We start from the raw sequence: 23,911 nt of genomic DNA on the forward strand, positions 1-23,911 counted from the left end.
GGTACGGGGTCCGGGGTCCGGGGCCAGACGGGGACGGCCGGGCAGGGCCTGATCGCCCTACCCGACGGCGCCCGGTGGCGGGCAGTCGCGACAGCGGCCCGGTCCGGGTGCGCGGAAGGCGCGCTCGCAGCCGTCGCACGTCTGGAACGGGTCCGGCCGCAGGACCGGTCGCGGCGCCGGGGCTGCGGGCAGGTGCGGCGGCACGAGCGCGGCCAGCCGGTGGGCCAGCACTCCCGCGGGACTGCGGAGGCCGTCGGGGAGGTCTCTGGAGAGCATCAGCGCGACGGCTTCGGGCGCAGCCCCCCGCTCCAGCCAGACCGAGACGCCGGCCGCGAGCCGGTGCACGTCCCGTTCGGACAGCAGCAGCCGGGGATCGTACCGGCACAGGCCTGCGAGCAGCCCGAACGCGGTGGGATCGACCCGCGCACGAACCGGCGAGGGGCGCCCGCACTCGCCTTCGAGCCCGGGGTCCGGGCCGGGCTCCGACCCGGGCCCCGGCTCCCCCTCGGGCTCGGGCCCCGGCTCCCACTCCAGCTCGGGTTCCTGCCCGGGCTCCCCCTTGGGCTCCGGCTCCGGCTCGGGCACCTGCACGGGTTCACGGCCCGGCGACAACAGCGACGGCGGAACCGGGGTCAGAGGCGGCGGCGGGGACTGGGGCCGCTGCTGCCGGTACGCGGCGGCCTCCGGCGTGTTGTACGAGTAGGTGCGGGTGACGATTTGCCCGCCCGGCAGCCGCTCGACCCGCCGCTCCAGGTACCCGTGCCGCTCCAGCTCCCGCAGGGCCGCCGCGATCCTGGCCTCGCCCTCCGAGGATGGCTTGGCGAGCTCCTTGACGCCGACCGGGGAGCCGGGCGGCAGCGACTGGATGTACACGGCGATACCGCGTGCGGTGTACGAGAGTTCGTGATGCTGGGCGAGGCGGTTGCCGACCACCGTGAAGTGCGTCGTGTGCCGGACGTTGACGTGGATGACACCGGATCGGGGGGTCCCGGCGTGATTGCGGGACGAGGCGCGCGAGGCCGCGCTAAGCTGCTGAAGAGCCATGGGAAGTGTCGCTTACTTCCTGCTTGGTCAGGCCCTCGACCGGGATTGCCGTCCCGCCGGGGGCCGTCTCATGTCTGCTGTTGTCGGCCCGAGCATATGCCCGGCAACGGGCGGCGAATCCAGCCCGGTTGGCACAGTTCACCCGTCCGGGCGACGCGCCTCGCGCGCGCCTCGCGCGCCCCGCGCAGGGTCAGGTGAGGTGGGTCGGGTTGGTTGGTTCTCCTCCCAGGTCCTTTGGCTTTATGCGTCCCGGATCACCGGATCCCGGTGGCCCGCGATCCGGTACGACGGGGAGTGCGGCATCTGTCCGGCCTGTGTCCGGTCCTGTCGTGGCTGTCCAGGACTCCTGCCGGGCAGGCGGCGTGGGGAGATTCGGCTCGTCGGAGGTGGGCGCGCATGAGTGTGGGCAATGACGGTACGGAAGACGCCGGCTGGGACATCGATCCCGAGGACGAACAGGGCGTCGCGGTCCTGGCCGCACTGGGCCGCCAGCTTCGCGCCTGGCGGGAGGAAGCGGGGATGCGGGCCGTCGACTTCGGCAGGGCCATCGGGTACGGAGAGGACCTGATCCGCAAGGTCGAGGCGGGCAAGCGCATTCCGAGGCCCGAGTACCTCGACAAGGCAGACGAGGTACTGCGAGCGGGCGGGAAGATCACCGCCATGAAGGCGGACATGGAGCAGGTCCGCTACCCGAAGAAGGTGCGTGACCTCGCGAAGCTGGAGAGCCGTGCCGTCGAGATCGGCGTTTACAGCACACACGCCATACACGGACTGCTGCAAACGCCGGAGCACGCGCGGGCCCTCTTCGAGATGCGGCAGCCCGCGTACACGCAGGACGAGGTGGAGCGGTACACAGCCGCCCGCGTGGCTCGTCAGTCCGTCTTCGATCGGACCCCGGCACCGGCACTCAGCTTTGTGCACGAAGCATCAGCGCTACGCCGTCCCATTGGGGGCACAATGGTGTGGCGTCGCCAGCTCGAACACCTGCTGAAGGTAAGCGAGTTCCGCAACGTGACGCTCCAGGTCATGCCGAACAGCCGCGCAGCGCACGCCGGGATGGACGGTGGGATCGAGATTCTGAAGTTCGAGGACGGCACTGGCGTGGGGCGGTCAGAGGGAGCGTTCAATGGGCGTCCGATTTCGGATCCGAAGCGGCTCCGGATCCTTGACCTGCGTTATGGAATCATCCGGGCTGAGGCTCTCACGCCCCATGAGTCACGGGACTTCATCAAAGAACTGCTGGGAGAGACATGATCGACAATCCCGAGCTGGACTGGTTCAAGAGCAGCTACAGCAGCGGTAGCGAGGGCGACTCCTGCATCGAGGTGGCCGCCACCCCAACCAGGATTCACGTCCGCGACTCCAAGGACACCGCCATCCCCCACCTCGCCTTCGGCGCGGCCGCCTGGGCCGGGTTCGTCTTGTACGCCTCCGGCCGCTGAGCCGGTAGAACCGCGGCCCCCGCCACATGCGGGCGGGGGCTGCCGGTCGGCACGGGTTCAGATGCCGGCCTTGGCCATCGCCGTGCGGAGCTCCGCTTCCCGGTCGCCGTCGGAGCACTCCAGGCCGAACTGGATGATCTCCGCGACCATCTCGGTGGTCCCCGCGAGGAAGATCGAACCGCTGTCCACCCGGTAGAACCACGCCTCGTAGACGGGTGTCCCCTCGGCTGTCACGTCCCAGAGCTCGCAACCGTGCAGTACCGATTCTTCGTCGGACGTCTCCGAGGGGAGACGCTGCCCGGGCGACAGGTCCTCGCCGTCGTACGCCTCGCCGCACCGCCGGAGCTGTTCGATCTGGACGGGGGTGAGCTGGGCGAGGGACGTGATCTCCCGCCGGTTGGTGAAATCTGCCATGCGCGGAAGCTAGCAGGAGCCACCGACAGGGCGGCAGCGGGCTGCGGCACACACGGTCACGACGGAGAAGGACGCACTGCGATGACCTACGGACGCGAAAGCATCGACCTGCCCGAGGACCGGGGGTGTCTGCGCCGGGTGCTGGGGGTCCCGCTCGTGATCGTGCACCTGCTGAACGCCTTCTGCGTGTTCTCGGCCGTGGCGTTCGACCCGCAGGGCGAGTGGGACGACCGGGGGTACACCCGGATCGCCGCGGCCTGTTTCCTCGCCCTCTGCCTGAGCGTGCTCGGGCTGCTGATCACCGCCGTGCCGTCGGTCCGGCGAGCCATGGGGCTGTGGTGGTTCGCCCCGCCGCTGCTGCTCGGAGTGGTCGCGTACGCCCGCATGGCGACCCTGGAGCCGTGAGGTCAGCAAGACCGCAGCCCCGCCCGGGCGAGGCGTGCAGTCGGCCGTCTTGTCCAGGATTCCCTCGCGGGCCGCGACCACGACCGGGACAAGCTCCTGGCCAGCGCCGTTCGTAACCCGACACTTGGTATGCACGTTAACAGCGCGGTGCAGGCCGACGGAGGGGACCATCATGGCCAAGCCGAAGCGCGTGGCGATCTACGTCCGGATCAGCAAGGACCGCAAGGGGCAGGAGTTGGGCATCCAGCGGCAGGAACAGGCCTGCCGCGAACTGTGCGAACGGCTCGGGTGGGGCGTACACAAGGTCTACCCCGAGAACGACATGTCCGCATCGACCACCAGCAAGCGACAGCGAGCCGTCTACTCCGAGATGCTGCGCAACGCGCGCGACGGTCTGATCGACGGCATCGTCGTCTACTCGATCGACCGCTTGACGCGGCGGATCACTGAGCTGACCAGCTTCCTGGAGGAGCAGAAGGAGTACGGCTTCGCCTTCGCCACGACAGAGGGCGAGGACACCTCGACCGCGAGCGGCCGCATGATCCTGACGATCAAAGGCGCGGTCGCCCAGCAGGAGACCGAGCGCATGTCGGAGCGCGTGAACAGCTCTCTCCTGCAGCGCCGGGAGAGAGGCAAGCCGCATGCGGGAGGCCCGCGCGTCTTCGGATTCGAACCAGGGTCGAATTTCCAGCGGGTGGTACCCGAGGAAGTGGAGCTGATCCGGCGAGGATATCGGATGCTCATGGATCAGAGCCAGAAGACGCCGGGCGACGTGGCCCGCCTGTGGAACGAGACCGGCGCGCGCACCCCAGGCACTCAGACCATGTGGACGATCCAGAAGGTCAAGCGCGTGTATCGGTCCGAGCGTGTCGGAGGCATCGTCACCTACAAGGGCCAGGACATCGGTGACAGCATTTATCCCCACCCGCTGACGCGGGAGGAGTGGGAGAACGTCCAAGCCGTGCTCGACGGCCGGGCGACTCCTGCCGCCAAAGGCTCAGGCAAGCGGAAGCACCTCTACTCAGGGTTCCTCAAGTGCGGCAACTGCGGCTTAACGATGAGCGTTCAGTGGGCGACCATTCAAGGGCGCGCGTTCCGCCGGACTTTCTGCAACTCCAGTTCCGTGGGGCAGAACGGTCAGCTCGGCTGCGGCAAGGTCAGCCGCTCGTACGCGTGGATCGAGGAGCGTCTGAACGAGGTCACGGAGACCGCTCTCGGCAAGCGGCAGCCCCAGCCGCAAGCAGCCCCGACCGAATATCCGACCGCCGCAACCTCTGTCGTGGAGGAACGAATCCACGGCCTCCGGAGCCGTTGGAAGGGTGGGGAGATAGAAGACGAGGACTACTTTGACTCCCTGAAGCACCTGCGCGACCAACTACACGCGCTGCGCACACGTGAAGCGGCGGCGGCCATCCGGCGGTCCCGAACCGAGACCGATGTCCTGGCAGCCTGGCGCGACGACTCTGTGGAGAACCTCGAACGGCGCCGGACCATCGTGGCCAGCGTTATCAAGGAGGTGGCCGTCTTCAGCGTCGGCAGGGGACGGCGGAAGCCCCCGGAGATCACCTCCATCGAGGTCACACCGGTCGGCTCGGATCCGACTGGATCTGAGGACTGACCGCCCTCGCCCGGCCGGTGGCATGGACATCGGCGACAGGCGTTGACGACTCGGTTGACACCATCCTTTCGAGGCCGTATGGCGAAGCGCCCCAGACCGTCGCGGATCCGGGGCGCTTCTGTCGATGCAAGGTGCAGGTCTTACGCGGCGGCGGGGACTGCGACCTTCCGCTCGGCGCCGGTCGGTTCCGCGCTGTCGATCGGCGAGCCCGACGCGGAGTTGTACTTGTCCCGGTCGAGGATGTCCTCCCGCGCCGCCACGATCACAGGAGTTACGACTTGGCCGGCGACGTTGGTGGCGGTGCGCATCATGTCCAGGATCGGGTCGATGGCCATGAGCAGGCCGACGCCCTCCAGGGGGAGGCCCAGGGTGGACAGGGTGAGCGTCAGCATGACGGTGGCGCCGGTGAGGCCGGCCGTGGCGGCGGAGCCGACCACCGAGACGAAGGCGATGAGCAGGTAGTCGGTGATCGTCAGCTGCACGTCGAAGATCTGCGCGATGAAGATCGCGGCGAGCGCCGGGTAGATGGCGGCGCAGCCGTCCATCTTGGTGGTGGCGCCGAACGGCACGGCGAAGGAGGCGTACTCGCGGGGGACGCCGAGGCGCTCGGTGACCTTCTGGGTGACGGGCATGGTGCCGACGGAGGAGCGGGAGACGAAGGCGAGCTGGATCGCGGGCCAGGCACCCTTGAAGAACTGGATCGGGTTGACCTTGGCGACCGTGACGAGGAGCAGCGGGTAGACGCCGAACATCACGAGGGCGGAGCCGATGTAGACGTCGGCGGTGAAGGTCGCGTACTTGCCGATGAGTTCCCAGCCGTACGAGGCGATGGCGGTGCCGATGAGGCCGACGGTGCCGATGGGGGCGAGGCGGATGACCCACCACAGGGCCTTCTGCAGCAGCTGCAGGATCGATTCGGCAACGTTCAGGACCGGCTGGGCCTTGTCGCCGAGCTGGAGGGCGGCGATCCCGGCGACGGCGGCGAGGAAGACGATCTGAAGGACGTTCAGCTCGGTGAACGGGGTGACGATGTCCTTCGGCACGATGCCGGTCAGGAAGTCGATCCAGGAGCCGGTGCGCTTGGGCAGCTTGCCGTCCTGCGGGGTCAGGCCGGTGCCCGCGCCGGGGTTGGTGAGCAGGCCGATCGCGAGGCCGATGCCGACGGCGACCAGCGAGGTGATCATGAACCACAGCAGCGTGCGCGAGGCGAGGCGGGCGGCGTTGTTCACCTTCCGCAGGTTGGTGATGGACACCAGGATCGCGAAGAACACGAGCGGGGCGACGGCCAGCTTCAGCAGCTGGACGAAGATGTCGCCGACCTTCTCCAGGGTGGTGGCGAGCCAGCTGACGTCCTGGGTGCGGGCGAGCCAGCCGAACAGGACGCCGAGCACGAGACCGGTGACGATCTGGGCCCAGAACGGGAACTTGAAGGAGGCCTTGGCGGGGGCCTGAGGGGTCGCGGACACGAACACTCTCCGGGTGGGGGTAACGCGCAAAGAAGGAATAAGAAACGAGTGGGGTGCTGGACTCAGCGACAGCCGCAACAGGCCGCGGACGCGCGGCGGCAGAGGTCGACGTGCAGGCGCGCCACGAGCGGGATGCTCGCGGTCAGGTGGGGCGCAGCCGTGGTCAACATGTTCAACACGCTAACACTTTCTCTTTGAGGACCTCAAAGGTGCACTTTGAGGCAGAGCCGCACCGAACCCCCTACCCCGCCTGAGGGAAACGCCAAACGCCCCTGCACTCGGGGGTGTTCCCGGTACAGGGGCGCTTCGGCGCGCAAGACGCGCGCAAGACGTGTGAGGAAGGTAACCGGCGGGCGGCCGGGCGGATCCGTCAGGTCGGCCGCCGCCCGGCGGGCGGAGCCTGGCCCTATGAGCCGACGCGCGCGGCGTCGTCGGCCGCGTCCTCCTGCGAGCGGTTCGCGGCGAGCCGCTCCTTCGCGCCCGCGACGCGGCCGGCGATCTGCGTGGACATCTCGTCGCGCTGCTTGCGCAGCAGGACGAAGGACAGCGGGGCGGAGAGCACCAGGGCGAGCAGGACGACCCAGGCCGGGTTGGCGGCCCCGAGGCCCGCGGGCACCCAGCCCAGGTTGACCAGGACGGCGACGAGGACGAGGCATCCGACGAAGATGCCCAGGCGCATCGCGGTGTAGCGGATCGTGGCGCTCGGCTTGAAGGACACGGTGACCCCTTCTCTGTGTCGTCGGTCGTCGGTCGCCGGTCGGCGGTACGTCGTCGGCGTGCCGGTCCAGTGAAGCACGACCCCGGCGGGGGCCGTGCCGTCGGGGTCATCCACGGGCACGAGCCGCAGATCGGACACCCCGCACCCGTCCTCGCACCCCCCGCAGCGCCGGCCGCTCAGTGCAGCGGCAGCAGCATCGCGATGTCGTCGCGGTCGTCGCCCGGAGCCACCCGGATGGCGTCCGGTACCCGGCCGACCTCCTTGTAGCCGCAGGCGGCGTAGAAGTGCTCCAGCCCGAGGCCGCCCCGGCAGGTGAGCCGGACGGCCTCGATGCCGTCGAGGCCCCGCGCGGCGTCGGCGACGGCCTCCATCAGGGCGCGCCCGGCGCCCCGGCCCTGGAGGTCGGGGGCGACCATGACGGTGTAGGCCCAGACCCAGTGGGTCATCAGCCGGTGCGTGTTGAGCGCGAGGAAGGCGCAGGCGCGGACCCTTCCGTCCGCGTCACGGCCGACGACCAGGCGGTGGCGGCCCTCGGCCATGGCGACGAGGTGCTTGACCAGCTCGGGTCGGATGTCGTCCACCGTGACGGGGGGTACGAATCCGACGGCGCCGCCGGCATTGGACACGTCGGTCCACAGCTCGGCGATGCCGTTGCGCAGGGCGGGATCGACGACCGGATCGAAAGTGAAGGTAAGAGGCACATCCAGAGACTATCCCTTACCGACTCCGCGGGGCAACGACGAAAGGCCCCGATCCCGCAGAGGGACCAGGGCCTTCCTTCACGCTCACCGGATGCGGCGGACGCGGCGGCGCGGCGTCCACGCCGGCCGCGGGCGCCGCCTCAGACGCGCATGGCCTGCGGCGTCTCGCGCAGGTTCGCGTCCGGGCCGGGGTACTCCCGGATGACCTCGTAGCGGGTGTTGCGCTCGACGGGTCGGAAGCCCGCCTCGCGGATCAGCTCCAGCAGGTCGTCACGGCTCAGCTTGTTCGGGGTGCCGTAGTTGTCCGCGTCGTGCGTGATCTTGTACTCGACGACCGAGCCGTCCATGTCGTCCGCGCCGTGCTGGAGCGCCAGCTGGGCGGTCTGCACGCCGTGCATCACCCAGAAGACCTTCACGTGCTGCACGTTGTCGAAGAGCAGCCGCGAGACCGCGAAGGTCTTCAGCGCCTCGGCCCCCGTGGCCATCGTCGTCCGCGCCTGGAGGGTGTTGCGGACCTTGCCGTCCTTCATGTCCACGAAGTCGTGCTGGTACCGCAGCGGGATGAAGACCTGGAAGCCGCCGGTCTCGTCCTGGAGCTCGCGCAGCCGCAGCACGTGGTCCACGCGGTGGCGCGGCTCCTCGATGTGCCCGTACAGCATCGTGCTCGGGGTCTTGAGGCCCTTCTCGTGCGCGAGCCGGTGGATGCGCGACCAGTCCTCCCAGTGGGTGCGGTGGTCGACGATGTGCTGGCGGACCTCCCAGTCGAAGATCTCCGCGCCGCCGCCGGTGAGGGACTCCAGGCCGGCCTCGATCAGCTCGTCCAGGATGTCGGAGGCCGACATCCCGGAGATCGTCTCGAAATGGTGGATCTCGGTCGCCGTGAACGCCTTCAGCGAGACGTTCGGCAGCGCCTCCTTCAGCGCGGACAGCGAGCGCGGGTAGTAGCGCCACGGCAGGCTGGGGTGCAGGCCGTTGACGATGTGCAGCTCGGTGAGGTTGTCGTTCTCCATGGCCTTGGCCAGGCGCACGGCCTCTTCGATGCGCATCGTGTACGCGTCCTTCTCGCCCGGCTTGCGCTGGAACGAGCAGTAGGCGCACGAGGCGGTGCAGACGTTCGTCATGTTGAGGTGGCGGTTGACGTTGAAGTGGACGACGTCGCCGTTCTTCCGCGTGCGCACCTCGTGGGCGAGCGCCCCGAGCCAGGCCAGGTCGTCGGACTCGTAGAGGGCGATGCCGTCCTCACGGGTCAGCCGCTCGCCGGAGCGAACCTTCTCCTCCAGCTCACGCTTGAGCCCAGCGTCCATCGGCCGGTCGCCTCCTTGTTCGTCCTGTGCCTGTAGCGCCCCGCGTACCGGTTCGCGCACCGCGCTCCGCGTACTCCGCCCCGCACGGGAGCGCTCCTTGCCCAACCCCGCAACCGTACTCTTAGCGCTCTTCGGGCAGTTCCCCGACCCGGTTCTCCCACTTCGTGGAGAGCACGATCGTGGTACGGGTGCGCGAGACGCCCTTGGTGCCCGAGAGCTTCCGGATGATCCTCTCCAGGCCGTCCACGTCACTGGCGCGCACCTTGAGCATGTAGGAGTCGTCGCCGGCGATGAACCAGCAGTCCTCGATCTCCGCGAAGTCGCGCAGCCGCCGGGCCACGTCCTCGTGGTCGGCGGCGTCCGAGAGGGAGATGCCGATGAGCGCGGTGACGCCGAGGCCGAGGGAGGCCGCGTCGACGGTCGCGCGGTAGCCGGTGATGACGCCGGCCGACTCCAGCCTGTTGATCCGGTCGGTGACGCTCGGGCCGGACAGGCCGACGAGCCGGCCCAGCTCCGCGTACGAGGCGCGTCCGTTCTCCCGGAGTGCCTGGATGAGCTGCCTGTCCACCGCGTCCATATACCTGGAGCCTTCCTTCCAATGTTCGGCGATCCTGCGATTTTACGTATAGAATCAAAGGCGCACAGGGGTCAACACCCTGTGAATCTTTCAACAGATCAGTGACGATCTTCAGGAGTGGTTCACCCGTGTACACGATCGAGATGGCCTACGCGCACATGCGACAGCTCCAGGAGCTGGCCAACCGATCCCGCACCGACCAGCCCGCCGCCGCCTACCGCGTCGACCAGACCCGCAAGCCGCGCACCCGCGCCGCGAAGAAGCGCTAGTCACCGCTTGCCTCCGGGGGGCGGGAGCCTCCCCCGGCCACCGCCGGGCGGTGCCCCTTTCCGAGCTCCCCCTCCCACCGGCGGTACAGCCGGTGCGGCACCCCTGCCGCATCCAGCACCCGCCCAGCGACGAAGTCCACCAGGTCCTGGATGTGCGTCGCACCCGCATAGAACGCCGGAGAGGCGGGCAGAACGGTCGCGCCCGCCTCGTCCAGCGCCACCAGCGCCTTGAGCGTCTGCCCGTTCAGCGGGGTCTCCCGCACCGCGACCACCAGCCGCCGCCGCTCCTTGAGCATCACGCTCGCGGCCCGCTGCAGCAGGTCCTTCGACAGCCCGAGCGCCACTCCCGCCACACAGGCCGTGGACGCCGGCACGATCAGCATCCCCTTGGCGGGGTACGAGCCCGAGCTCGGGCCGGCCGCCAGGTCACCCGCGGGCCAGTACCGGATGTCGCCCTCCGCCACCTCGAACGTGCCCGGCTTCCCGTCCGCCCCGCGGGCCAGCCACTCCCGCAGGTCCTCGCGCCAGTGCGCGTCGCGGAAGGCGATGCCGGTCTCGTCCAACAGGGTGAGCCGTGAGGCCCGGCTCACCACGAGGTCCACACTCTCGCCCGCCGCCAGCAGCCCTCGGATCACCGAAGCCGCGTACGGCGTCCCGGAAGCCCCGGAAACCCCCACCACCCACGGGGTGCGCTTGCGCTCTGTCATAGCTCCGAGACTATCCGGCCACACCGGGCGGGCACTCGTTAAGGTGTGCCGGACGTTCCCCGGGGGAACGGTGCACCACACACAGGGGGCGAAGCAGATGAGCAGCAGCACGATCCAGCCGCAATGGAGCACGGCCGAGCGGGCCGGGGCCGCGGCCAAGCTGATGCTGGGGTGGGTGGCGCTGCTGTGGGTCCTGGAGGCCGTCGACTACGCCACCGGGCACGCCCTCGACCAGTACGGGGTCGTCGCCCGCGACCCGGACAGCCTGTCCGGCATCGTCACCGGGTCCTTCCTCCACTTCGGCTTCGACCACGTCGCCTCCAACAGCGTCCCGCTGCTGGTCCTCGGCTTCATCGCGGCCCTGTCCGGGATCCGCCGCTTCCTCGCGGTGTGCGGGATCATCATCCTGGCCGAGGGCGTCGGCACCTGGCTGATCTCCCCGCCGAACACCATGACCCTGGGCGCCTCCGGGGTCGTCTTCGGCCTCTTCGGCTACCTGTTGATACGCGGCTTCGTGGAGCGCAGGGTCCTCGGCGTCGCCGTGTCCCTGGGCGTGGCCGCCATCTGGGGCAGCACCATGCTCACCGGCATCCTCCCGATCCAGGAGGGCGTCAGCTGGCAGGGCCACCTCTGCGGCCTCGCCGCCGGCATCGCCACGGCGGTCCACCACCGCCGCCCCGCCCCGACCCGCCCGGCAGGTCCTCAGCTGATCAGCTGACGACGGAGGGGTCCACGGGCAGCCCGGAGGTGTCGACGGCGAGCTTGCCGATGCCGGTCTCGACGACGACGGTCCCGCCGTACGCGATGGTGTCCGTCCCTCGGTAGCCGTCGGGGCCCGGGTTCCAGAACATCACGCAGTGCGCCTTGTAGGGGTCGAAAACCAGGTAGTGCGGGATCCCGCGGCGGGCGTAGGCACGGGGCTTGACCTCGTAGTCGTTGTGGCGGCTGCTCGGCGAGACCACCTCGACGGCCAGTTCGATCAGGTCGGGCGAGTAGGCGCCGAGGTTCTTCGCCACTTCGGCTGCCGGGATCACGGCAAGGTCCGGGCAGAACTCGTTGTCGCCGTCGAAGGGGATCGCGACATCGCTGAGAAAGCCCCACTCATCGGACATCTGGGCCTTCAGCACACTCCACAGCTGCCAGATGGTGGCATTGTGGTGCGGCTTGAGCGGACTCATCACGATGGCGCCCTCGACAATCTCCATCCGGTAGCCCGGGAACATGTCCTCGAACCGGCTGAGCTGTGAGTGCAGGCGGTCGCTCTCCGAAACGGTCACGTCGGCCTCCCTGTCCATGCACTCGATGGTAGGCCGCACGCTACGCACCCGGGCAGATCGCGCACACCGTGATCCGGCCCGGCTCACTCCTTCGAGCTACAGGCTCAGGCCGCGCACCACGAGGTCCAGGAGGGCGCACACGAAGAGCACGATTCCGATGAAACCGTTCACCGTGAAGAAGGCGCGGTTCAGGCGGGAGAGGTCGTGCGGGGTGACGATGGTGTGCTCGTAGAGGAACGCGGCCACCACGACCACCAGGCCGATCCAGAACAGCACGCCCGCGTCGGTGGCCACCCCGTACCAGGCCAGCAGGGCCGTGGTGACGGCGTGGGCGCCGCGGGCGCCCCACAGGGCAGCCGGAACACCGAAGCGGGCCGGGACGGACTTGACGCCCTCCGCCCGGTCGGCGGCCACGTCCTGGCAGGCGAAGATCAGGTCGAAGCCGCCGATCCAGACGCCCACGGCCAGGCCCAGGATCACCGCGTCCCAGGACCAGGTCCCGGTGACCGCGAGCCAGGCCCCGACCGGGCCCATTGCCTGGGCCAGGCCCAGGATGGCGTGCGGGAAGTTCGTGAACCGCTTGCCGTACGGGTAGACCACCATCGGCACCACCGCGACGGGCGCCAGCATCAGGCACAGCGGGTTCAGCAGCGCCGCCGACCCGAGGAACACCACCAGGGCGATCCCGGCCCCGGTCCACGCCGAGCGCACGGACACCGCACCGGTGACCAGCTCCCGCCCCGCGGTGCGCGGGTTCCGGGCGTCGATCTCGCGGTCGATGATCCGGTTCGCGGCCATCGCGAAGGTCCGCAGCCCCACCATGCACACGGTGACGAGCAGCAGCTCCGTCCAGTGCATGCTGCGGTCGAGCCGGAACATCGCGGTCAGCGCGGCGATGTAGGCGAAGGGCAGCGCGAAGACGGAGTGCTCGATCATCACGAGCCGCAGGAACGCCCGCACCTTGCCGGGGGCCTGCGGCGCGGCGGGACCGGGACCGACGACCCCGTCGGCGGTGGTCATCATGCGAGGGTCCTCCGGAAGTCCTCCAGGTCCGCGAGCAGGTCCGCGGTCGCCACCGGGCCGGTGGTGAGGGTCCAGGCGGCCACCTCGTGGCCCTCGGGCGGGTTCACCCGGGCCGTGAAGGCCCAGCCGTCGCCCGCCGGGGCGCCGTCGAGGTGCAGTACGTCGCCGGCCTCCACGGTGAACGGCTCCGCGGCGGCAACGGCCGCCTGGAGCTGCTCGGCGAAGCCGTCGGCCTCGGTGTCGCGCAGGCCGGGCAGTTCGAAGCCGTCGCCTTCGCCGTCGTGCTCGGTGAGCAGGGCCCAGACGTTGCCGGGGCCGGCGAAATCCTCCGGGGAGACGCCTGCTTCCTGCGCCGCCCTGACGAGGTCCGGGTCGGACGGGTCGAGCTGCGGGCGCACCAGGGCGACGTACGCGGTGTCGTCGCCGATGAAGAGGGCCGGCCCGGCCATGGCGTCGGCGCTCACAGGCCGTACTCCTTCCAGCGGCGGTCGACGAGGGCCGCGGTCGCCGGGTCGGACTCGACCATGTCGGGCCAGCCGCCGTCGCGGGTGTAGCCCTCCTCGGGCAGCTTCTTCGTGGCGTCGATGCCGGCCTTGCCGCCCCAGAACTGCTGGTACGAGGCGTGGTCCAGGTGGTCCACCGGGCCTTCGACCACCGTCAGGTCGCGGGAGTAGTCGGTGTTGCCGAGCGCCCGCCAGGACACCTCGTGGAGGTCGTGGACGTCGCAGTCGGCGTCGACCACGATGATCAGCTTGGTCAGCGACATCATGTGGGCGCCCCAGATGGCGTGCATGACCTTCTGGGCGTGCTTCGGGTACTTCTTGTCGATGGAGACGATCGCGCAGTTGTGGAAGCCGCCCGACTCGGGCAGGTGGTAGTCCACGATGTCCGGCACGATGATCTTCAGCAGCGGCAGGAAGAACCGCTCGGTCGCCCGGCCCAGCGGCCCGTCCTCCGTCGGCGGCCGGCCGACCACGATCGACTGGAGCAGCGGCCGCTTCCGCATCGTGATGCAGTCGATCTTCAGCGCCGGGAAGGGCTCCTGCGGCGTGTAGAAGCCGGTGTGGTCGCCGAACGGGCCCTCGGGCAGCATCTCGCCCGGCTCCAGCCAGCCCTCGATCACGACCTCGGCGTTGGCCGGTACCTGGAGCGGGACCGTCTTGCAGTCGACCATCTCGATCCGCTTGCCGGCGACGAAGCCCGCGAAGAGGTACTCGTCGATGTCGCCCGGCAGCGGGGCCGTCGACGCGTACGTCACGGCCGGGGGGCAGCCGAACGCGATCGCGACCGGGAGGCGCTCGCCGCGCTTCGCGGCGACGGCGTAGTGGTTGCGGCTGTCCTTGTGGATCTGCCAGTGCATGCCGATGGTGCGCTTGTCGTGGCGCTGGAGGCGGTAGAGGCCCAGGTTGCGCACGCCCGTCTCCGGGTGCTTCGTGTGCGTCAGTCCCAGGTTGAAGAAGGAGCCGCCGTCCTTGGGCCAGGTGAAGAGGGCCGGCAGCCGGTCCAGGTCGACGTCGTCGCCGGTGAGGACGACCTCCTGGACGGGCGCGGCGTCGCCCTTCACCTTCCTCGGCGGGACGTGCACCATCGAGCCGAGCTTGCCGAAGGCCTCGCGGACGCCGACGAAGCCCTGCGGCAGCTCCGGCTTCAGCAGGCCGCCGATCTTGTCGCTGATCTCGCCGTACGACTTCAGCCCGAGGGCCTTGAGCAGGCGGCGGTCGGTGCCGAAGACGTTCATCGCCAGGGGCATGTCCGAGCCCTTGACGTTCTCGAAGAGGAGGGCCGGCCCGCCGGCCTTGTTCACTCTGTCGACGATCTCCCCGACTTCCAGGTACGGGTCGACTTCGGCCTTGATGCGCTTGAGGTCGCCCTCCCGCTCCAGAGCCCGGAGCAGCGAGCGGAGATCGTCGTAAGCCATAGGGGCCAGTATCCGTCACCGGATACGCTGGACCTGTCACCGGGGCCGTCGATGCGAACCCCGCCATTGCTCACAGGGGGCTGCTCCACATGATCCGGGCGCTGATGTACATCCTGCCGCTGGCGCTGACGATCTATGCGTTCATCGACTGCCTCAACACCCCCGAGGACGAGGCCAAGCACCTCCCCAAGGTCGTCTGGGTCATCATCATCCTGCTCTTCTGGATCGTCGGCCCGATCGTCTGGTTCGCCGCGGGCAAGATGCGCCGTCCTCCGGTGGGCGGCCGTACGCCCTCCGAGTGGCACCGCAACCACCGGCACGAGTGGGTCGCCCCCGACGACAACCCGGAGTTCCTCAACTCCCTCCGCGAGGAGAACAAGAAGGACGAGGCCCTCCTCAAGGACTGGGAGGCGGACCTGCGGCGCCGCGAGGAAGAGCTGAAGCGGCGCGAGCAGGGCGAGGACAAGGACAAGGGGCAGTCCTAGCGGGTGTCCCGCCGCGGCCTCAGTGGGGCGGGGCAGCCGATCGCCCCGGGCCCGGGGCCGTGGCCGTGGCCGTCAGCACGGCTTCCAGCCGCTCGAAGCGGTCATGCCAGACGGCCAGGCCGTGTGCGCAGTCGCTGTCGGAGCCGTGCCGGTCGTCGGTGAAGCGGACCAGCGTGGAGTCCGTGCCCAGCGGCTCCAGGTGGAAGCGGATCCGGTCGTTCTCGTCCACCGTGTACTCCGCGACCCGTTCGACGTCCCAGGCCGTGACCCGGCCCGAGACCGTCTCGTCCTCGTCGAGCCAGTGCAGGGTCACGGCCCCGCCCAGGTGCCGTTCCAGCACGTCCGCATCCGCGAGCCAGCGGCGCAGCCCCTCCGGCGTGGTCAGGGCCGGCCAGACCGTCTCGTAGGCGCACGGCAGGTGCGGCTCGAAGTGCAGCAGGTAGCGGTCGCCGCTCCGGCGCTCGCTGGTGCCTTGCGGTGTCGGCATGGCACCAGCGTCGCCCCGTAGGCGCGGCCGCGCACCTCGGGCCCAGGCCCGGGGTGCGCGGCCGCGCCTGTACGGAGGACCGGGGGCTCAGACGCCCGCGTACGAGTGCTTGCCGCTGAGCAGGATGTTCACGCCGTAGTAGTTCCAGATCCAGCAGGCGAAGGCGAAGAGGGCCAGATAGGCGGCCTTGCGGCCCTTCCAGCCGGCGGTCGCGCGGGCGTGCAGGTAGCTGGCGTACGCCACCCAGGTGACGAAGGACCAGACCTCCTTGGGGTCCCAGCCCCAGTAGCGGCCCCACGCGTCGCCCGCCCAGATGGCGCCCGCGATGATCGTGAACGTCCACAGCGGGAAGACGGCCGCGTTGATGCGGTACGAGAACTTGTCCAGCGAGGCCGCCGACGGGAAGCGCTCCAGGATCGAGGTGGCGATCTTCGAGGGGGTGCCGCCGGAGGCGAGCTTGGACTCGTAGGAGTCGCGCAGCAGGTACAGGACCGCGCCGGCCGCGCCGAGGTAGAAGACCGCACCGCAGAAGATCGCGGTGGAGACGTGGATCCACAGCCAGTAGGAATGCAGGGCCGGGACCAGCTGGTCGCTGTCGGTGTACAGCCAGGTGGTGGCGATGCCGAGGTCGAGCAGGACGGTGGTGACCAGGATCAGGCCCAGCCAGCGCACGTTCTTCTTCAGCGCGAGCAGGACCAGGTACGCGCCGACGGCCACCGTGGAGAAGGTGATCGAGAACTCGTACATGTTGCCCCAGGGGGCCCGCTGCACGGACAGGGCGCGGGCGACCACGCCCGCCGCCTCGATGAGGAAGCCGAGGACGGTCAGCGAGACCGCGATCCGGCCGTACAGGTCGCCCTCGGCGGTGCCGCCGGCGGCGCCGGGGCCGTCGGGGACGTCGCGGGTGCCGGGCGCGGACCGGGTGACGACCTTCGGCTTGTCGAGGACCGCGGTGCCCCCCTTGGAGCGGACCTGCACGGCGGGCGCGGCCGCGGCATCGTCCGCCGTGGCGGTCAGCGCGGCGGCCGTACGGGCCACCTTGCTGCGGCTGCCGAACGTCCACTCGGCGATGTGCGCGAGGAAGGCGAGCGTGTAGACCGCCATCGACGAATAGATCAGGTAGTTGCTGATCTGCGCCAGGTTCTCGTTGACTTCGGCTGCGAGCGGCGTCATCCGCGCTCTCCTTCGACGGTTTCCTTGACAGGTCGGTCGGGCGCGGTGGGCGCCTGGTCGTGCAGGGCGGCGGCCAGCTGCCCCAGCTCGTCCGGGACCTTCGCCGACTCGCTGCGGCCGAGTCCGGCCATCTCGACGACGGTGGTGCCGTCCTCGCCGCGCACGGCGCGGACCCAGACGCGGCGGCGCTGGATGAACAGCGACGCGGCCAGGCCGCCGATGGCGGCGACGGCTCCGGCGAGCGCGAGCCCGCTGCCGGGCTGGCGGGTGACGGAGAACGTGGCCCAGCGCTCGATGCCCTCGAACTTCACCACGCCCGCCCCGCCGGGCAGCTCCATGGTCTCGCCCGGCAGCAGCCGCTTCTTGAACAGCTGCCCGTTCTCGTCCTTGAACTCCTGCATCTTGGAGGTGTTCAGCTGGTACACGTTCTGCGGCAGGCCCGAGTCCACGCCCAGGCTGCCGTGGTAGGCGCTCAGCGCGAGGACGGGGAAGTCCGGCTCCGGGAACTGGGAGAGCATCGTGCCCTTGCCCTCGCCGGCGAAGGTCGGCACGAACATGGCGTTGAAGCCGAGCTGCTCCTGCTTGCCGTCCTTGTCGCGGTAGCCGTCGGTGACCTTGACCGCGCCGGAGGAGCTGAGGTTGTTGTCGAACGGCAGCATCGGCACGGCGTCCCGGAAGATCACCTTCCCGGCGGGGTCGGTGACCGAGACGACCGGCGCGTAGCCGTGGCCGAGGAGGTACACCTTGGCGCCGTCTACCTCCAACGGCTTGTTGACCTGGATCTCGCGCTTCTCCGGCGCACCGTCGGCGCCCTTGCTGAAGGTGACGTACGCCTTGAACTCGCGGGCCGTGCCCTTCTGCGGGCCGGACCTCTCGAAGGAGGCGTCGAACCGGTCGAGGGTGAAGGAGAACGGCGGCAGGTCGTCGGGGGAGAAGAAGCTGCCCGACTTGAAGTCGTCGTACTGGGTGAGCGTGTTCGAGAAGCCCTTGCCGCGCAGCACGAGCTTGCCGCCCTCGGACTTGAACAGCTGCCCCCAGGCGAAGGCCACCAGCATCACGATCAGCGCGACGTGGAAGACCAGGTTGCCGGCCTCGCGCAGGTAGCCCTTCTCGGCGGCGACCGAGGACGAGCCGGCCTCGGTACGGAACCGCCGGCCGCCCAGCAGTTTCCGGGCGTGCGCCAGGACCTCGTCGGGGGCCGTCCCGGTCCGCCAGGTCGTGTACGCGGGCATCCGGTCCAGGCGGCGGGGCGCGCCGGGCGGGCGGCCGGTGAGCTGGCCGACGAACTGCCAGCTGCGCGGGACGATGCAGCCGATCAGCGAGATGAACAGCAGCAGGTAGATCGCGGAGAACCACACCGAGCTGTACACGTCGAACAGCTGGAGCTTCTCGGCGACCGGAACCCAGAACTCGTTGTTCCGCTTCCACTCGGCCACCTTCATCGCGTCGACCTGCGTCTGCGGGATGAGGGAGCCCGGGATGGAGCCCAGGGACAGCAGGAAGAGCAGGATCAGCGCCACCCGCATCGAGGTGAGCTGCCGCCAGAACCAGCGGACCCAGCCGACCACGCCGATGCCGACGGGGCCGCCGGACTCCTCCTCGGGCGCGGTGGACAGCTGCGCGCCGGCGGCGGCCTCGGCGGAGTCCGCGGCGGCGGCCGGGTCGGCGACGGCGGAGTCCGGGGTGTCCTCGGACGGGTTCGACGCCTCCGTGGACGCCTTGTCGGTCGTACTCATGTGCGTGTAGTCCTCAGATCCCCACCGTGAAGCCTTGGGTCCAGCTCTGCATGTCGCTGACGATGCTGCTCCACAAGCCTGTGACGAGCAGCAGGCCGGTCAGGATCAGCATGCCGCCGCCGATGCGCATCACCCAGGCATAGTGCCGCTTCACCCAGCCGAACGCGCCGAGCGCCCTGCGGAACGCGACCGCGGCGAGGATGAACGGCAGACCCAGGCCCAGGCAGTACGCGACCGTCAGCAGCGCACCCCGCCCGGCACTGGCCTGGTCGAGGGAGAGCGTGCTGACGGCGGCCAGCGTCGGCCCCATGCACGGGGTCCAGCCGACCCCGAACAGCACGCCCAGCAGGGGCGCGCCCAGCAGGCCGCTGGCCGGCTTCCGGTGGAACCGGAACTCCCGCATCGTCAGCCCCGGGATCGCCCCCATGAAGAACAGGCCGAGCACGATCACCAGGCCGCCCATGACCCGGGAGATGATCTCCTTGTTGTCGAACAGGACACTGCCGAACTGTCCGAACAGCGCACCCGACGAGACGAACACCGCCGTGAACCCGAGGATGAACAGGCTCGCCCCGGCGACCATGCGCCCGCGCCGCGCCTCCGCGAGGTCGGCGCCGCTGATCCCGGTCACGTACGACAGGTAGCCCGGCACCAGCGGCAGCACGCACGGCGAGAAGAACGAGACCAGGCCGGCCAGCACCGAGATGGGCAGGGCCAGCAGCAGGGCACCGCTGAGGACCGTGGTGTTCACGCCGGCCTGCTCGGCGGCCAGGGTCAGGACAGGGGGGACCACGCGGTCACTGCTCCGCGAGCAGCGGGTCGATCATCGAACGCAGCTGCTCCTCGTTGACCGCGGCCAGCGTGCGGGCGGCGATCCGGCCCTCCTTGTCGAGGACGATCGTGGAGGGGATGGCCTGCGGGTTGAGGGTGCCCGCGGGGAAGCGGAGCATCAGCTTGCCGTCCGGGTCGTACAGGCTCGGGAAGGTGATCCCGTAGGTCTCCTCGAACGCGGCCGCGTTCTGCTTGCTGTTGTCGCGGGTGTTGATCCCGACGAAGGCGACCGGCTTGCCGGCGTCGGCGAGCTCCTTGGACACCTTCGCGAAGTACTTGGCCTCGTTCCGGCAGGGCGGGCACCAGGAACCCCACACGTTGAGGACGACGACCTTGCCCTTGAGGGCGGTGGTGTCGAGGCTCTCCCCGTCGACGGTCTCCCCGTCGAGCTTCGGCGCGGCCACCCGATCGGCCTGGGCGACGGTGGAGATGCCGCTCGGGCCCGTCACGTAGTTGCCGCCGCCCGATCCGGACGGCTTGCCGTCGGAGTCGGTGCACGCCGTGAGGGTCAGGGCGCCGACGGCGGTCACCGCGGTCAGCAGGAGGGCGCGGCCGCTGGTCGAGCGGCGGCGGGGGGCGCGGCCAATTCTCATGTGAAAAGTTTCGCATGAGCGATTTGCCGATCTTTCGCGCCCCCCGCGGGCGCTGACAAGCCCCTGGTCAGGCCAGGAACGGCCGGACGGCCGGAGACCCGGCGTCAGGCGCCGAACGCCTTCGACTTGCCCTTCACCGGCTTCGCCCCGGCCAGCAGGTGCGGCGGAACCAGGTCCCGGGCCGGTTCGCTGTAGCCCACCGACACCAGCTTGTCGCCCTGGAACGTGAACGACGTCAGCGAGGCCAGCGTGCACTGCCGGCGCCGCGGGTCGTGCCACAGCCGGCGCTTCTCCGCGAAGCTGCGCACGATCCAGATCGGCAGCTGGTGCGAGACCGCGACGGCCTCGTGGCCGCGGGCCGCGTCCCGCGCCGCCTCGATCGCGCTCATCATCCGGACGACCTGCTCCACGTACGGCTCGCCCCAGGACGGCTTGAACGGGTTCGTCAGGTGCTTCCAGTTGCCGGGCCTGCGCAGCGCGCCGTCACCGACGCCGAAGGTCTTGCCCTCGAAGACGTTCTCCGCCTCCAGCAGCCGCGCGTCGGTCGCCGCCTCCAGGCCGTGGATCCGGGCGACCGGCATCGCCGTCTCCTGCGCCCGCTCCAGCGGGGAGGACACGACGTACGTGACGTCCCGGTCCTTCAGGTGGTCGGCGACCCGCTCCGCCATGCGGCGGCCCAGCTCGGACAGGTGGTAGCCGGCGCGGCGGCCGTAGAGGACACCGTCCGGGTTGTGCACCTCGCCGTGGCGCATCAGGTGGACGACGGTGATGTCGCTCATGCCCCGGCCTCCGGCTGCGCCTGCGCCGCGGCGCGGGCGGCGGCGGGCAGTGCCGCCGCGATCCGCTCGACGGCCGCCTCGTCGTGGGCGGTGGAGACGAACCACGACTCGAACGCCGACGGCGGCAGGTAGACGCCCTGCGACAGCATCGAGTGGAAGAACGCGTTGAAGCGGAAGGCCTCCTGCGTCTTCGCGTCGTCGTAGTTGCGGACCGGCTCCTCGGTGAAGAAGACGGAGAACATGTTGGACGCGGTCTGCAGCCGGTGGGCGACGCCCTCCTTGGCGAGCGCGTCCGTGACCAGGCCCTGGATCTCCGCGGACACCGCGTTCACCTTGTCGTACGCGGCCTCGTCGAGCAGGCGCAGCTGCGCCAGGCCGGCGGCCGTGGCGACCGGGTTCCCGGAGAGCGTGCCCGCCTGGTAGACCGGGCCGGCCGGGGCCAGGTGGCCCATCACGTCGGCGCGGCCGCCGAACGCCGCCGCCGGGAAGCCGCCGCCCATGACCTTGCCGAACGTCATCAGGTCGGGCTTGACGCCGTCGACCCCGTACCAGCCGGCCCGCGACGTGCGGAAGCCCGTCATGACCTCGTCGGAGATGTACAGGGCGCCGTTCTCCCGGCACACGTCGGCGAGCCCCTGGTTGAAGCCCTCGGCAGGCGTCACCACGCCCATGTTGCCGGGCGCGGCCTCGGTGATCACACAGGCGATCTCACCGGGGTGCGCGGCGAACGCCGACCGCACCGCTTCGAGGTCGTTGTAGGGGAGCACGATCGTGTCGCCGGCCTGCGCGCCGGTGACACCGGGCGTGTCCGGCAGTGCGAAAGTCGCCAAACCGGAACCGGCGGCGGCCAGCAGAGCGTCCACGTGCCCGTGGTAGCAGCCGGCGAACTTCACGACCTTCGACCTGCCCGTGAACCCGCGGGCCAGGCGGATCGCCGACATGGTCGCCTCCGTACCGGAGGACACCAGGCGGACCTGCTCGACGGGCTCGATACGGGCGACGATCTCCTCGGCGAGCGCGACCTCGCCCACGCCGGGCGTACCGAACGAGGTACCCCGTGCGACGGCGGCCTGGATCGCCTCGACGACGGCCGGGTGGGCGTGGCCGAGAATCATCGGCCCCCACGAGCAGACGAGGTCGACGTACTCGCGGCCGTCGGCATCGGTCAGGTACGGACCGGTACCGGACACCATGAACCTGGGCGTTCCCCCCACGGCGCGGAAGGCACGCACCGGAGAGTTCACGCCGCCAGGCGTCACGAGGGACGCACGGTCAAAGAGAGTCTGCGAGACTTTGGCTTCATACGGGTACGGGTAGCTCACACCAGCCATGGTCTCATCAGGCCGCGACCGACTTGCGGACGGGCGTTTCACCGCGCCGCCCGGGGGGAGGTCACTGCCATGATGATCGGGCTGCGTGGCGGGGCCCGCGCAGCCGTGACAGGCAAGACCAGTCGGGTGGAGATATGCAACGCGGTGGTGGACCGGGCGAGGGTACGGACGACCTCGACCCGAAGCGCGCCCGCGAAGCCCGCGAAGCCCGCCGCCGGGGCAGGCACCGCCGCCGGGCCGCGGACGCCGCCGAACCCGTGCCGGCACCGCCGGAGGACACGGACGACGACGCCCTGCCCAAGGGCCGCGGCATGGGCGTGACGTACAAGTACTTCGGCGCGCCCGACGGGGCGACCGCCGCCCGGGTCCCGGTGACGATGCGCCCGGAGGAGCTCGGCGGCGACGAGCTCGGCATGGGCGGCATGTTCACCAAGATCAAGCCGGAGACCATGGCCGCCATGGTCCTGACCGGCATCCAGGGGATACCCCTGCACAAGGTGCCGCCGCTGGAGCTGGTCGTCCTCCACCCCGACTACGCGGTGGTGAAGCTGCCGATGACGGTGGTCGACCCGCTGCGCGACATCGGCGAGGAATCGGTCGGCGCTGCCGCGTTCATCTGGTCGACGGTCCCCGACCGCAGCGGCCCCCGCGACGCGTTCAACGTCTACCAGTTGCTCCACGAATGGCAGGATTTCAGCCAGCGTCTCCACGAGGCCGGGCACCAGCCCTACTGCCTCGTCTGGCCCTGACCCCATCCCGCCGCCCGCGGCGGGCTCCGCACGGGAGCCCGCCCGGCCCCCTCCCGACCCCGTAAATCCGCCGCACGGGCCCGCCCCGCAATGGCATGCTGGCTTGCGTGAACGGACCCGGCATTCATCTCACCCTCGCGCCCGAACTGCGCCTCTTCGCCCCGCCCAGCCGCCGCGCCGACCGCGTGCCGACCCCCACGGACGGCGCCTCCAGCCTCGGCCACGTCGTCGAATCCGCCGGGGTCCCGCTCACCGAGGTCGGCCGGCTCCTCGTCGACGGCCACGAGGTACCCGTCTCGTACGTGCCGAGGGCCGGGCAGTCCGTCGAGGTGTTCGGCGTGGACCGTCCCCAGCAGATCGCCGGCGCCCCCCTCCGCTTCCTCCTCGACGTACACCTCGGCACACTCGCCCGCCGCCTGCGCCTGCTCGGCGTGGACGCCGCGTACGAGAGCGAGGACATCGGCGACCCCGCCCTCGCCACCCGCTCCGCCGACGAGCAGCGCGTCCTGCTCTCCCGCGACCGCGGACTGCTGCGGCGCCGCGAGATCTTCGCCGGGGCGTACGTCTACAGCGACAACCCCGACGAGCAGCTGCGCGACGTCCTCGGCCGCTTCGCCCCGCCCCTGTCGCCCTGGACACGCTGCACCGCGTGCAACGGCCCCCTGCGGGAGGCCGACAAGGAAAGCGTCGGCGACCGCCTGGAACGCGGCACGCACCGCTCGTACGACGTCTTCGCGCAGTGCACCGCGTGCGACCGCGTCTACTGGCGCGGCGCCCACCACGCCCGCCTGGAACGCATCGTCACGAACGCGGTCGAGGAATTCGGCGGCGTCGCCACCTCGTAACCCCGCCCCGGCTCACGAC

Annotated in this window: 29 protein-coding genes; 9 read left to right on the forward strand and 20 right to left on the reverse strand. The window is 70.2% G+C overall.

Annotated features, from left to right (window positions below; all coding sequences use genetic code 11):
- Positions 1-57: 57 nt before the first annotated feature.
- A complete protein-coding gene (locus tag HYE82_RS16600; protein ID WP_179174848.1) occupies positions 58-1,044 on the reverse strand; it encodes a helix-turn-helix domain-containing protein in 987 nt (328 codons plus the stop codon).
- Between the two features lie 396 nt (positions 1,045-1,440).
- Here HYE82_RS16600 and HYE82_RS16605 point away from each other — a divergent pair, with 396 nt between their 5' ends.
- Positions 1,441-2,298 carry a helix-turn-helix transcriptional regulator gene (locus HYE82_RS16605; RefSeq protein WP_179174849.1) on the forward strand — a complete coding sequence of 286 codons (858 nt, stop codon included), beginning with the start codon at positions 1,441-1,443 and terminating at the stop codon, positions 2,296-2,298.
- Positions 2,295-2,486, forward strand: a complete 192-nt coding sequence (locus HYE82_RS16610; RefSeq protein ID WP_179174850.1) for a DUF397 domain-containing protein — start codon at positions 2,295-2,297, stop codon at positions 2,484-2,486. Before HYE82_RS16605 ends, HYE82_RS16610 begins: the two co-directional genes overlap by 4 nt.
- Positions 2,487-2,543: 57 nt before the next feature.
- Here HYE82_RS16610 and HYE82_RS16615 read toward each other — a convergent pair whose 3' ends face one another.
- Positions 2,544-2,900, reverse strand: coding sequence for a hypothetical protein (locus tag HYE82_RS16615; protein WP_179174851.1), 357 nt, complete (start codon positions 2,898-2,900; stop codon positions 2,544-2,546).
- 81 nt (positions 2,901-2,981) lie between these two features.
- Between HYE82_RS16615 and HYE82_RS16620 the strand changes: the two genes are divergently transcribed.
- Together HYE82_RS16620 and HYE82_RS16625 are read left to right on the forward strand one after the other, a co-directional pair.
- Positions 2,982-3,305 (forward strand): hypothetical protein, encoded by a 324-nt coding sequence (locus HYE82_RS16620; protein ID WP_179174852.1) that lies wholly within the window; start codon positions 2,982-2,984, stop codon positions 3,303-3,305.
- A gap of 172 nt (positions 3,306-3,477) precedes the next feature.
- The gene (locus tag HYE82_RS16625; protein ID WP_179174853.1) at positions 3,478-4,923 is read left to right on the forward strand and encodes a recombinase family protein; all 1,446 of its coding nucleotides are present in this window, start codon (positions 3,478-3,480) and stop codon (positions 4,921-4,923) included.
- 140 nt (positions 4,924-5,063) lie between these two features.
- On the opposite strand, the gene HYE82_RS16630 is transcribed toward HYE82_RS16625, so the two are convergent.
- From HYE82_RS16630 to HYE82_RS16650, 6 genes are all read right to left on the reverse strand, one after another.
- A complete protein-coding gene (locus tag HYE82_RS16630) occupies positions 5,064-6,389 on the reverse strand; it encodes a dicarboxylate/amino acid:cation symporter (protein ID WP_179174854.1) in 1,326 nt (441 codons plus the stop codon).
- Between the two features lie 62 nt (positions 6,390-6,451).
- Positions 6,452-6,559 carry a putative leader peptide gene (locus HYE82_RS39525; RefSeq protein ID WP_369009811.1) on the reverse strand — a complete coding sequence of 36 codons (108 nt, stop codon included), beginning with the start codon at positions 6,557-6,559 and terminating at the stop codon, positions 6,452-6,454.
- Positions 6,560-6,795: 236 nt separating this feature from the next.
- A complete protein-coding gene (locus HYE82_RS16635) occupies positions 6,796-7,107 on the reverse strand; it encodes a DUF4229 domain-containing protein (RefSeq protein WP_309144342.1) in 312 nt (103 codons plus the stop codon).
- Between the two features lie 176 nt (positions 7,108-7,283).
- Complete coding sequence (locus tag HYE82_RS16640; RefSeq protein ID WP_179174855.1) at positions 7,284-7,808, reverse strand: GNAT family N-acetyltransferase; 525 nt, start codon at positions 7,806-7,808, stop codon at positions 7,284-7,286.
- A 140-nt stretch (positions 7,809-7,948) separates the two neighbouring features.
- Positions 7,949-9,112 (reverse strand): aminofutalosine synthase MqnE, encoded by a 1,164-nt coding sequence (gene mqnE / locus HYE82_RS16645; RefSeq protein ID WP_179174856.1) that lies wholly within the window; start codon positions 9,110-9,112, stop codon positions 7,949-7,951.
- Positions 9,113-9,233: 121 nt separating this feature from the next.
- Entirely contained in the window at positions 9,234-9,689 is a 456-nt protein-coding gene (locus HYE82_RS16650; protein WP_179174857.1) for an Lrp/AsnC family transcriptional regulator, read from the reverse strand.
- 128 nt (positions 9,690-9,817) lie between these two features.
- Here HYE82_RS16650 and HYE82_RS16655 point away from each other — a divergent pair, with 128 nt between their 5' ends.
- Positions 9,818-9,958 (forward strand): hypothetical protein, encoded by a 141-nt coding sequence (locus tag HYE82_RS16655; protein WP_179174858.1) that lies wholly within the window; start codon positions 9,818-9,820, stop codon positions 9,956-9,958.
- On the opposite strand, the gene HYE82_RS16660 is transcribed toward HYE82_RS16655, so the two are convergent.
- Positions 9,955-10,665, reverse strand: a complete 711-nt coding sequence (locus tag HYE82_RS16660; protein ID WP_179174859.1) for a UbiX family flavin prenyltransferase — start codon at positions 10,663-10,665, stop codon at positions 9,955-9,957. The two genes, HYE82_RS16655 and HYE82_RS16660, sit on opposite strands and share 4 nt — an antisense overlap.
- Positions 10,666-10,762: 97 nt before the next feature.
- Here HYE82_RS16660 and HYE82_RS16665 point away from each other — a divergent pair, with 97 nt between their 5' ends.
- A complete protein-coding gene (locus HYE82_RS16665; protein WP_179174860.1) occupies positions 10,763-11,383 on the forward strand; it encodes a rhomboid family intramembrane serine protease in 621 nt (206 codons plus the stop codon).
- Here HYE82_RS16665 and HYE82_RS16670 read toward each other — a convergent pair.
- The 4 genes from HYE82_RS16670 to HYE82_RS16685 all read right to left on the reverse strand — a co-directional run bounded on the left by HYE82_RS16670 (position 11,376) and on the right by HYE82_RS16685 (position 14,883).
- Positions 11,376-11,960, reverse strand: a complete 585-nt coding sequence (locus tag HYE82_RS16670) for a Uma2 family endonuclease (RefSeq protein WP_179174861.1) — start codon at positions 11,958-11,960, stop codon at positions 11,376-11,378. The genes HYE82_RS16665 and HYE82_RS16670 overlap by 8 nt on opposite strands.
- 78 nt (positions 11,961-12,038) lie before the next feature.
- The gene (gene mqnP / locus HYE82_RS16675) at positions 12,039-12,965 is read right to left on the reverse strand and encodes a menaquinone biosynthesis prenyltransferase MqnP (protein ID WP_179174862.1); all 927 of its coding nucleotides are present in this window, start codon (positions 12,963-12,965) and stop codon (positions 12,039-12,041) included.
- Entirely contained in the window at positions 12,962-13,429 is a 468-nt protein-coding gene (locus HYE82_RS16680; protein WP_309144343.1) for a hypothetical protein, read from the reverse strand. Before HYE82_RS16680 ends, mqnP begins: the two co-directional genes overlap by 4 nt.
- Positions 13,426-14,883 (reverse strand): menaquinone biosynthesis decarboxylase, encoded by a 1,458-nt coding sequence (locus tag HYE82_RS16685; RefSeq protein ID WP_179174863.1) that lies wholly within the window; start codon positions 14,881-14,883, stop codon positions 13,426-13,428. The genes HYE82_RS16680 and HYE82_RS16685 overlap by 4 nt, the downstream gene beginning before the upstream one ends.
- Before the next feature lie 89 nt (positions 14,884-14,972).
- Here HYE82_RS16685 and HYE82_RS16690 point away from each other — a divergent pair, with 89 nt between their 5' ends.
- Entirely contained in the window at positions 14,973-15,368 is a 396-nt protein-coding gene (locus HYE82_RS16690) for a PLD nuclease N-terminal domain-containing protein (protein WP_179174864.1), read from the forward strand.
- Positions 15,369-15,387: 19 nt separating this feature from the next.
- Here HYE82_RS16690 and HYE82_RS16695 read toward each other — a convergent pair whose 3' ends face one another.
- From HYE82_RS16695 to hemL, 7 genes are all read right to left on the reverse strand, one after another.
- On the reverse strand, positions 15,388-15,855 hold the full coding sequence (locus tag HYE82_RS16695) for an SRPBCC domain-containing protein (protein WP_179174865.1): 468 nt from the start codon (positions 15,853-15,855) through the stop codon (positions 15,388-15,390).
- A gap of 87 nt (positions 15,856-15,942) precedes the next feature.
- Positions 15,943-17,028 (reverse strand): c-type cytochrome biogenesis protein CcsB, encoded by a 1,086-nt coding sequence (ccsB, locus tag HYE82_RS16700; RefSeq protein ID WP_179174866.1) that lies wholly within the window; start codon positions 17,026-17,028, stop codon positions 15,943-15,945.
- Positions 17,025-18,764, reverse strand: a complete 1,740-nt coding sequence (locus HYE82_RS16705) for a cytochrome c biogenesis protein ResB (protein ID WP_179174867.1) — start codon at positions 18,762-18,764, stop codon at positions 17,025-17,027. Before HYE82_RS16705 ends, ccsB begins: the two co-directional genes overlap by 4 nt.
- 13 nt (positions 18,765-18,777) lie before the next feature.
- Positions 18,778-19,557 carry a cytochrome c biogenesis protein CcdA gene (locus HYE82_RS16710; RefSeq protein WP_179174868.1) on the reverse strand — a complete coding sequence of 260 codons (780 nt, stop codon included), beginning with the start codon at positions 19,555-19,557 and terminating at the stop codon, positions 18,778-18,780.
- 4 nt (positions 19,558-19,561) lie between these two features.
- Complete coding sequence (locus tag HYE82_RS16715; protein ID WP_179174869.1) at positions 19,562-20,188, reverse strand: TlpA disulfide reductase family protein; 627 nt, start codon at positions 20,186-20,188, stop codon at positions 19,562-19,564.
- Between the two features lie 104 nt (positions 20,189-20,292).
- On the reverse strand, positions 20,293-20,967 hold the full coding sequence (locus HYE82_RS16720; protein ID WP_179174870.1) for a histidine phosphatase family protein: 675 nt from the start codon (positions 20,965-20,967) through the stop codon (positions 20,293-20,295).
- Positions 20,964-22,298, reverse strand: a complete 1,335-nt coding sequence (gene hemL / locus HYE82_RS16725) for a glutamate-1-semialdehyde 2,1-aminomutase (RefSeq protein WP_179174871.1) — start codon at positions 22,296-22,298, stop codon at positions 20,964-20,966. Before hemL ends, HYE82_RS16720 begins: the two co-directional genes overlap by 4 nt.
- Before the next feature lie 134 nt (positions 22,299-22,432).
- Between hemL and HYE82_RS16730 the strand changes: the two genes are divergently transcribed.
- Together HYE82_RS16730 and HYE82_RS16735 are read left to right on the forward strand one after the other, a co-directional pair.
- Positions 22,433-23,047 (forward strand): hypothetical protein, encoded by a 615-nt coding sequence (locus tag HYE82_RS16730; RefSeq protein WP_179174872.1) that lies wholly within the window; start codon positions 22,433-22,435, stop codon positions 23,045-23,047.
- Positions 23,048-23,154: 107 nt separating this feature from the next.
- Positions 23,155-23,892 carry a Mut7-C RNAse domain-containing protein gene (locus tag HYE82_RS16735; protein ID WP_179174873.1) on the forward strand — a complete coding sequence of 246 codons (738 nt, stop codon included), beginning with the start codon at positions 23,155-23,157 and terminating at the stop codon, positions 23,890-23,892.
- Positions 23,893-23,911: the final 19 nt, after the last annotated feature.

The organism is Streptomyces sp. BR123 (assembly GCF_013401435.1).
Classification (GTDB): domain Bacteria; phylum Actinomycetota; class Actinomycetes; order Streptomycetales; family Streptomycetaceae; genus Streptomyces.

Coding starts and splice junctions, on each gene's coding strand:
- HYE82_RS16600 (WP_179174848.1), bottom strand. CDS start 1,044: ATGGCTCTTCAGCAGCTTAGCGCGGCCTCGCGCGCCTCGTCCCGCAAT.
- HYE82_RS16605 (WP_179174849.1), top strand. CDS start 1,441: ATGAGTGTGGGCAATGACGGTACGGAAGACGCCGGCTGGGACATCGAT.
- HYE82_RS16610 (WP_179174850.1), top strand. CDS start 2,295: ATGATCGACAATCCCGAGCTGGACTGGTTCAAGAGCAGCTACAGCAGC.
- HYE82_RS16615 (WP_179174851.1), bottom strand. CDS start 2,900: ATGGCAGATTTCACCAACCGGCGGGAGATCACGTCCCTCGCCCAGCTC.
- HYE82_RS16620 (WP_179174852.1), top strand. CDS start 2,982: ATGACCTACGGACGCGAAAGCATCGACCTGCCCGAGGACCGGGGGTGT.
- HYE82_RS16625 (WP_179174853.1), top strand. CDS start 3,478: ATGGCCAAGCCGAAGCGCGTGGCGATCTACGTCCGGATCAGCAAGGAC.
- HYE82_RS39525 (WP_369009811.1), bottom strand. CDS start 6,559: ATGTTGACCACGGCTGCGCCCCACCTGACCGCGAGCATCCCGCTCGTG.
- mqnE (WP_179174856.1), bottom strand. CDS start 9,112: ATGGACGCTGGGCTCAAGCGTGAGCTGGAGGAGAAGGTTCGCTCCGGC.
- HYE82_RS16650 (WP_179174857.1), bottom strand. CDS start 9,689: ATGGACGCGGTGGACAGGCAGCTCATCCAGGCACTCCGGGAGAACGGA.
- HYE82_RS16660 (WP_179174859.1), bottom strand. CDS start 10,665: ATGACAGAGCGCAAGCGCACCCCGTGGGTGGTGGGGGTTTCCGGGGCT.
- HYE82_RS16665 (WP_179174860.1), top strand. CDS start 10,763: ATGAGCAGCAGCACGATCCAGCCGCAATGGAGCACGGCCGAGCGGGCC.
- HYE82_RS16670 (WP_179174861.1), bottom strand. CDS start 11,960: ATGGACAGGGAGGCCGACGTGACCGTTTCGGAGAGCGACCGCCTGCAC.
- mqnP (WP_179174862.1), bottom strand. CDS start 12,965: ATGATGACCACCGCCGACGGGGTCGTCGGTCCCGGTCCCGCCGCGCCG.
- HYE82_RS16685 (WP_179174863.1), bottom strand. CDS start 14,883: ATGGCTTACGACGATCTCCGCTCGCTGCTCCGGGCTCTGGAGCGGGAG.
- HYE82_RS16690 (WP_179174864.1), top strand. CDS start 14,973: ATGATCCGGGCGCTGATGTACATCCTGCCGCTGGCGCTGACGATCTAT.
- HYE82_RS16695 (WP_179174865.1), bottom strand. CDS start 15,855: ATGCCGACACCGCAAGGCACCAGCGAGCGCCGGAGCGGCGACCGCTAC.
- ccsB (WP_179174866.1), bottom strand. CDS start 17,028: ATGACGCCGCTCGCAGCCGAAGTCAACGAGAACCTGGCGCAGATCAGC.
- HYE82_RS16705 (WP_179174867.1), bottom strand. CDS start 18,764: ATGAGTACGACCGACAAGGCGTCCACGGAGGCGTCGAACCCGTCCGAG.
- HYE82_RS16715 (WP_179174869.1), bottom strand. CDS start 20,188: ATGAGAATTGGCCGCGCCCCCCGCCGCCGCTCGACCAGCGGCCGCGCC.
- HYE82_RS16720 (WP_179174870.1), bottom strand. CDS start 20,967: ATGAGCGACATCACCGTCGTCCACCTGATGCGCCACGGCGAGGTGCAC.
- hemL (WP_179174871.1), bottom strand. CDS start 22,298: ATGGCTGGTGTGAGCTACCCGTACCCGTATGAAGCCAAAGTCTCGCAG.
- HYE82_RS16730 (WP_179174872.1), top strand. CDS start 22,433: ATGCAACGCGGTGGTGGACCGGGCGAGGGTACGGACGACCTCGACCCG.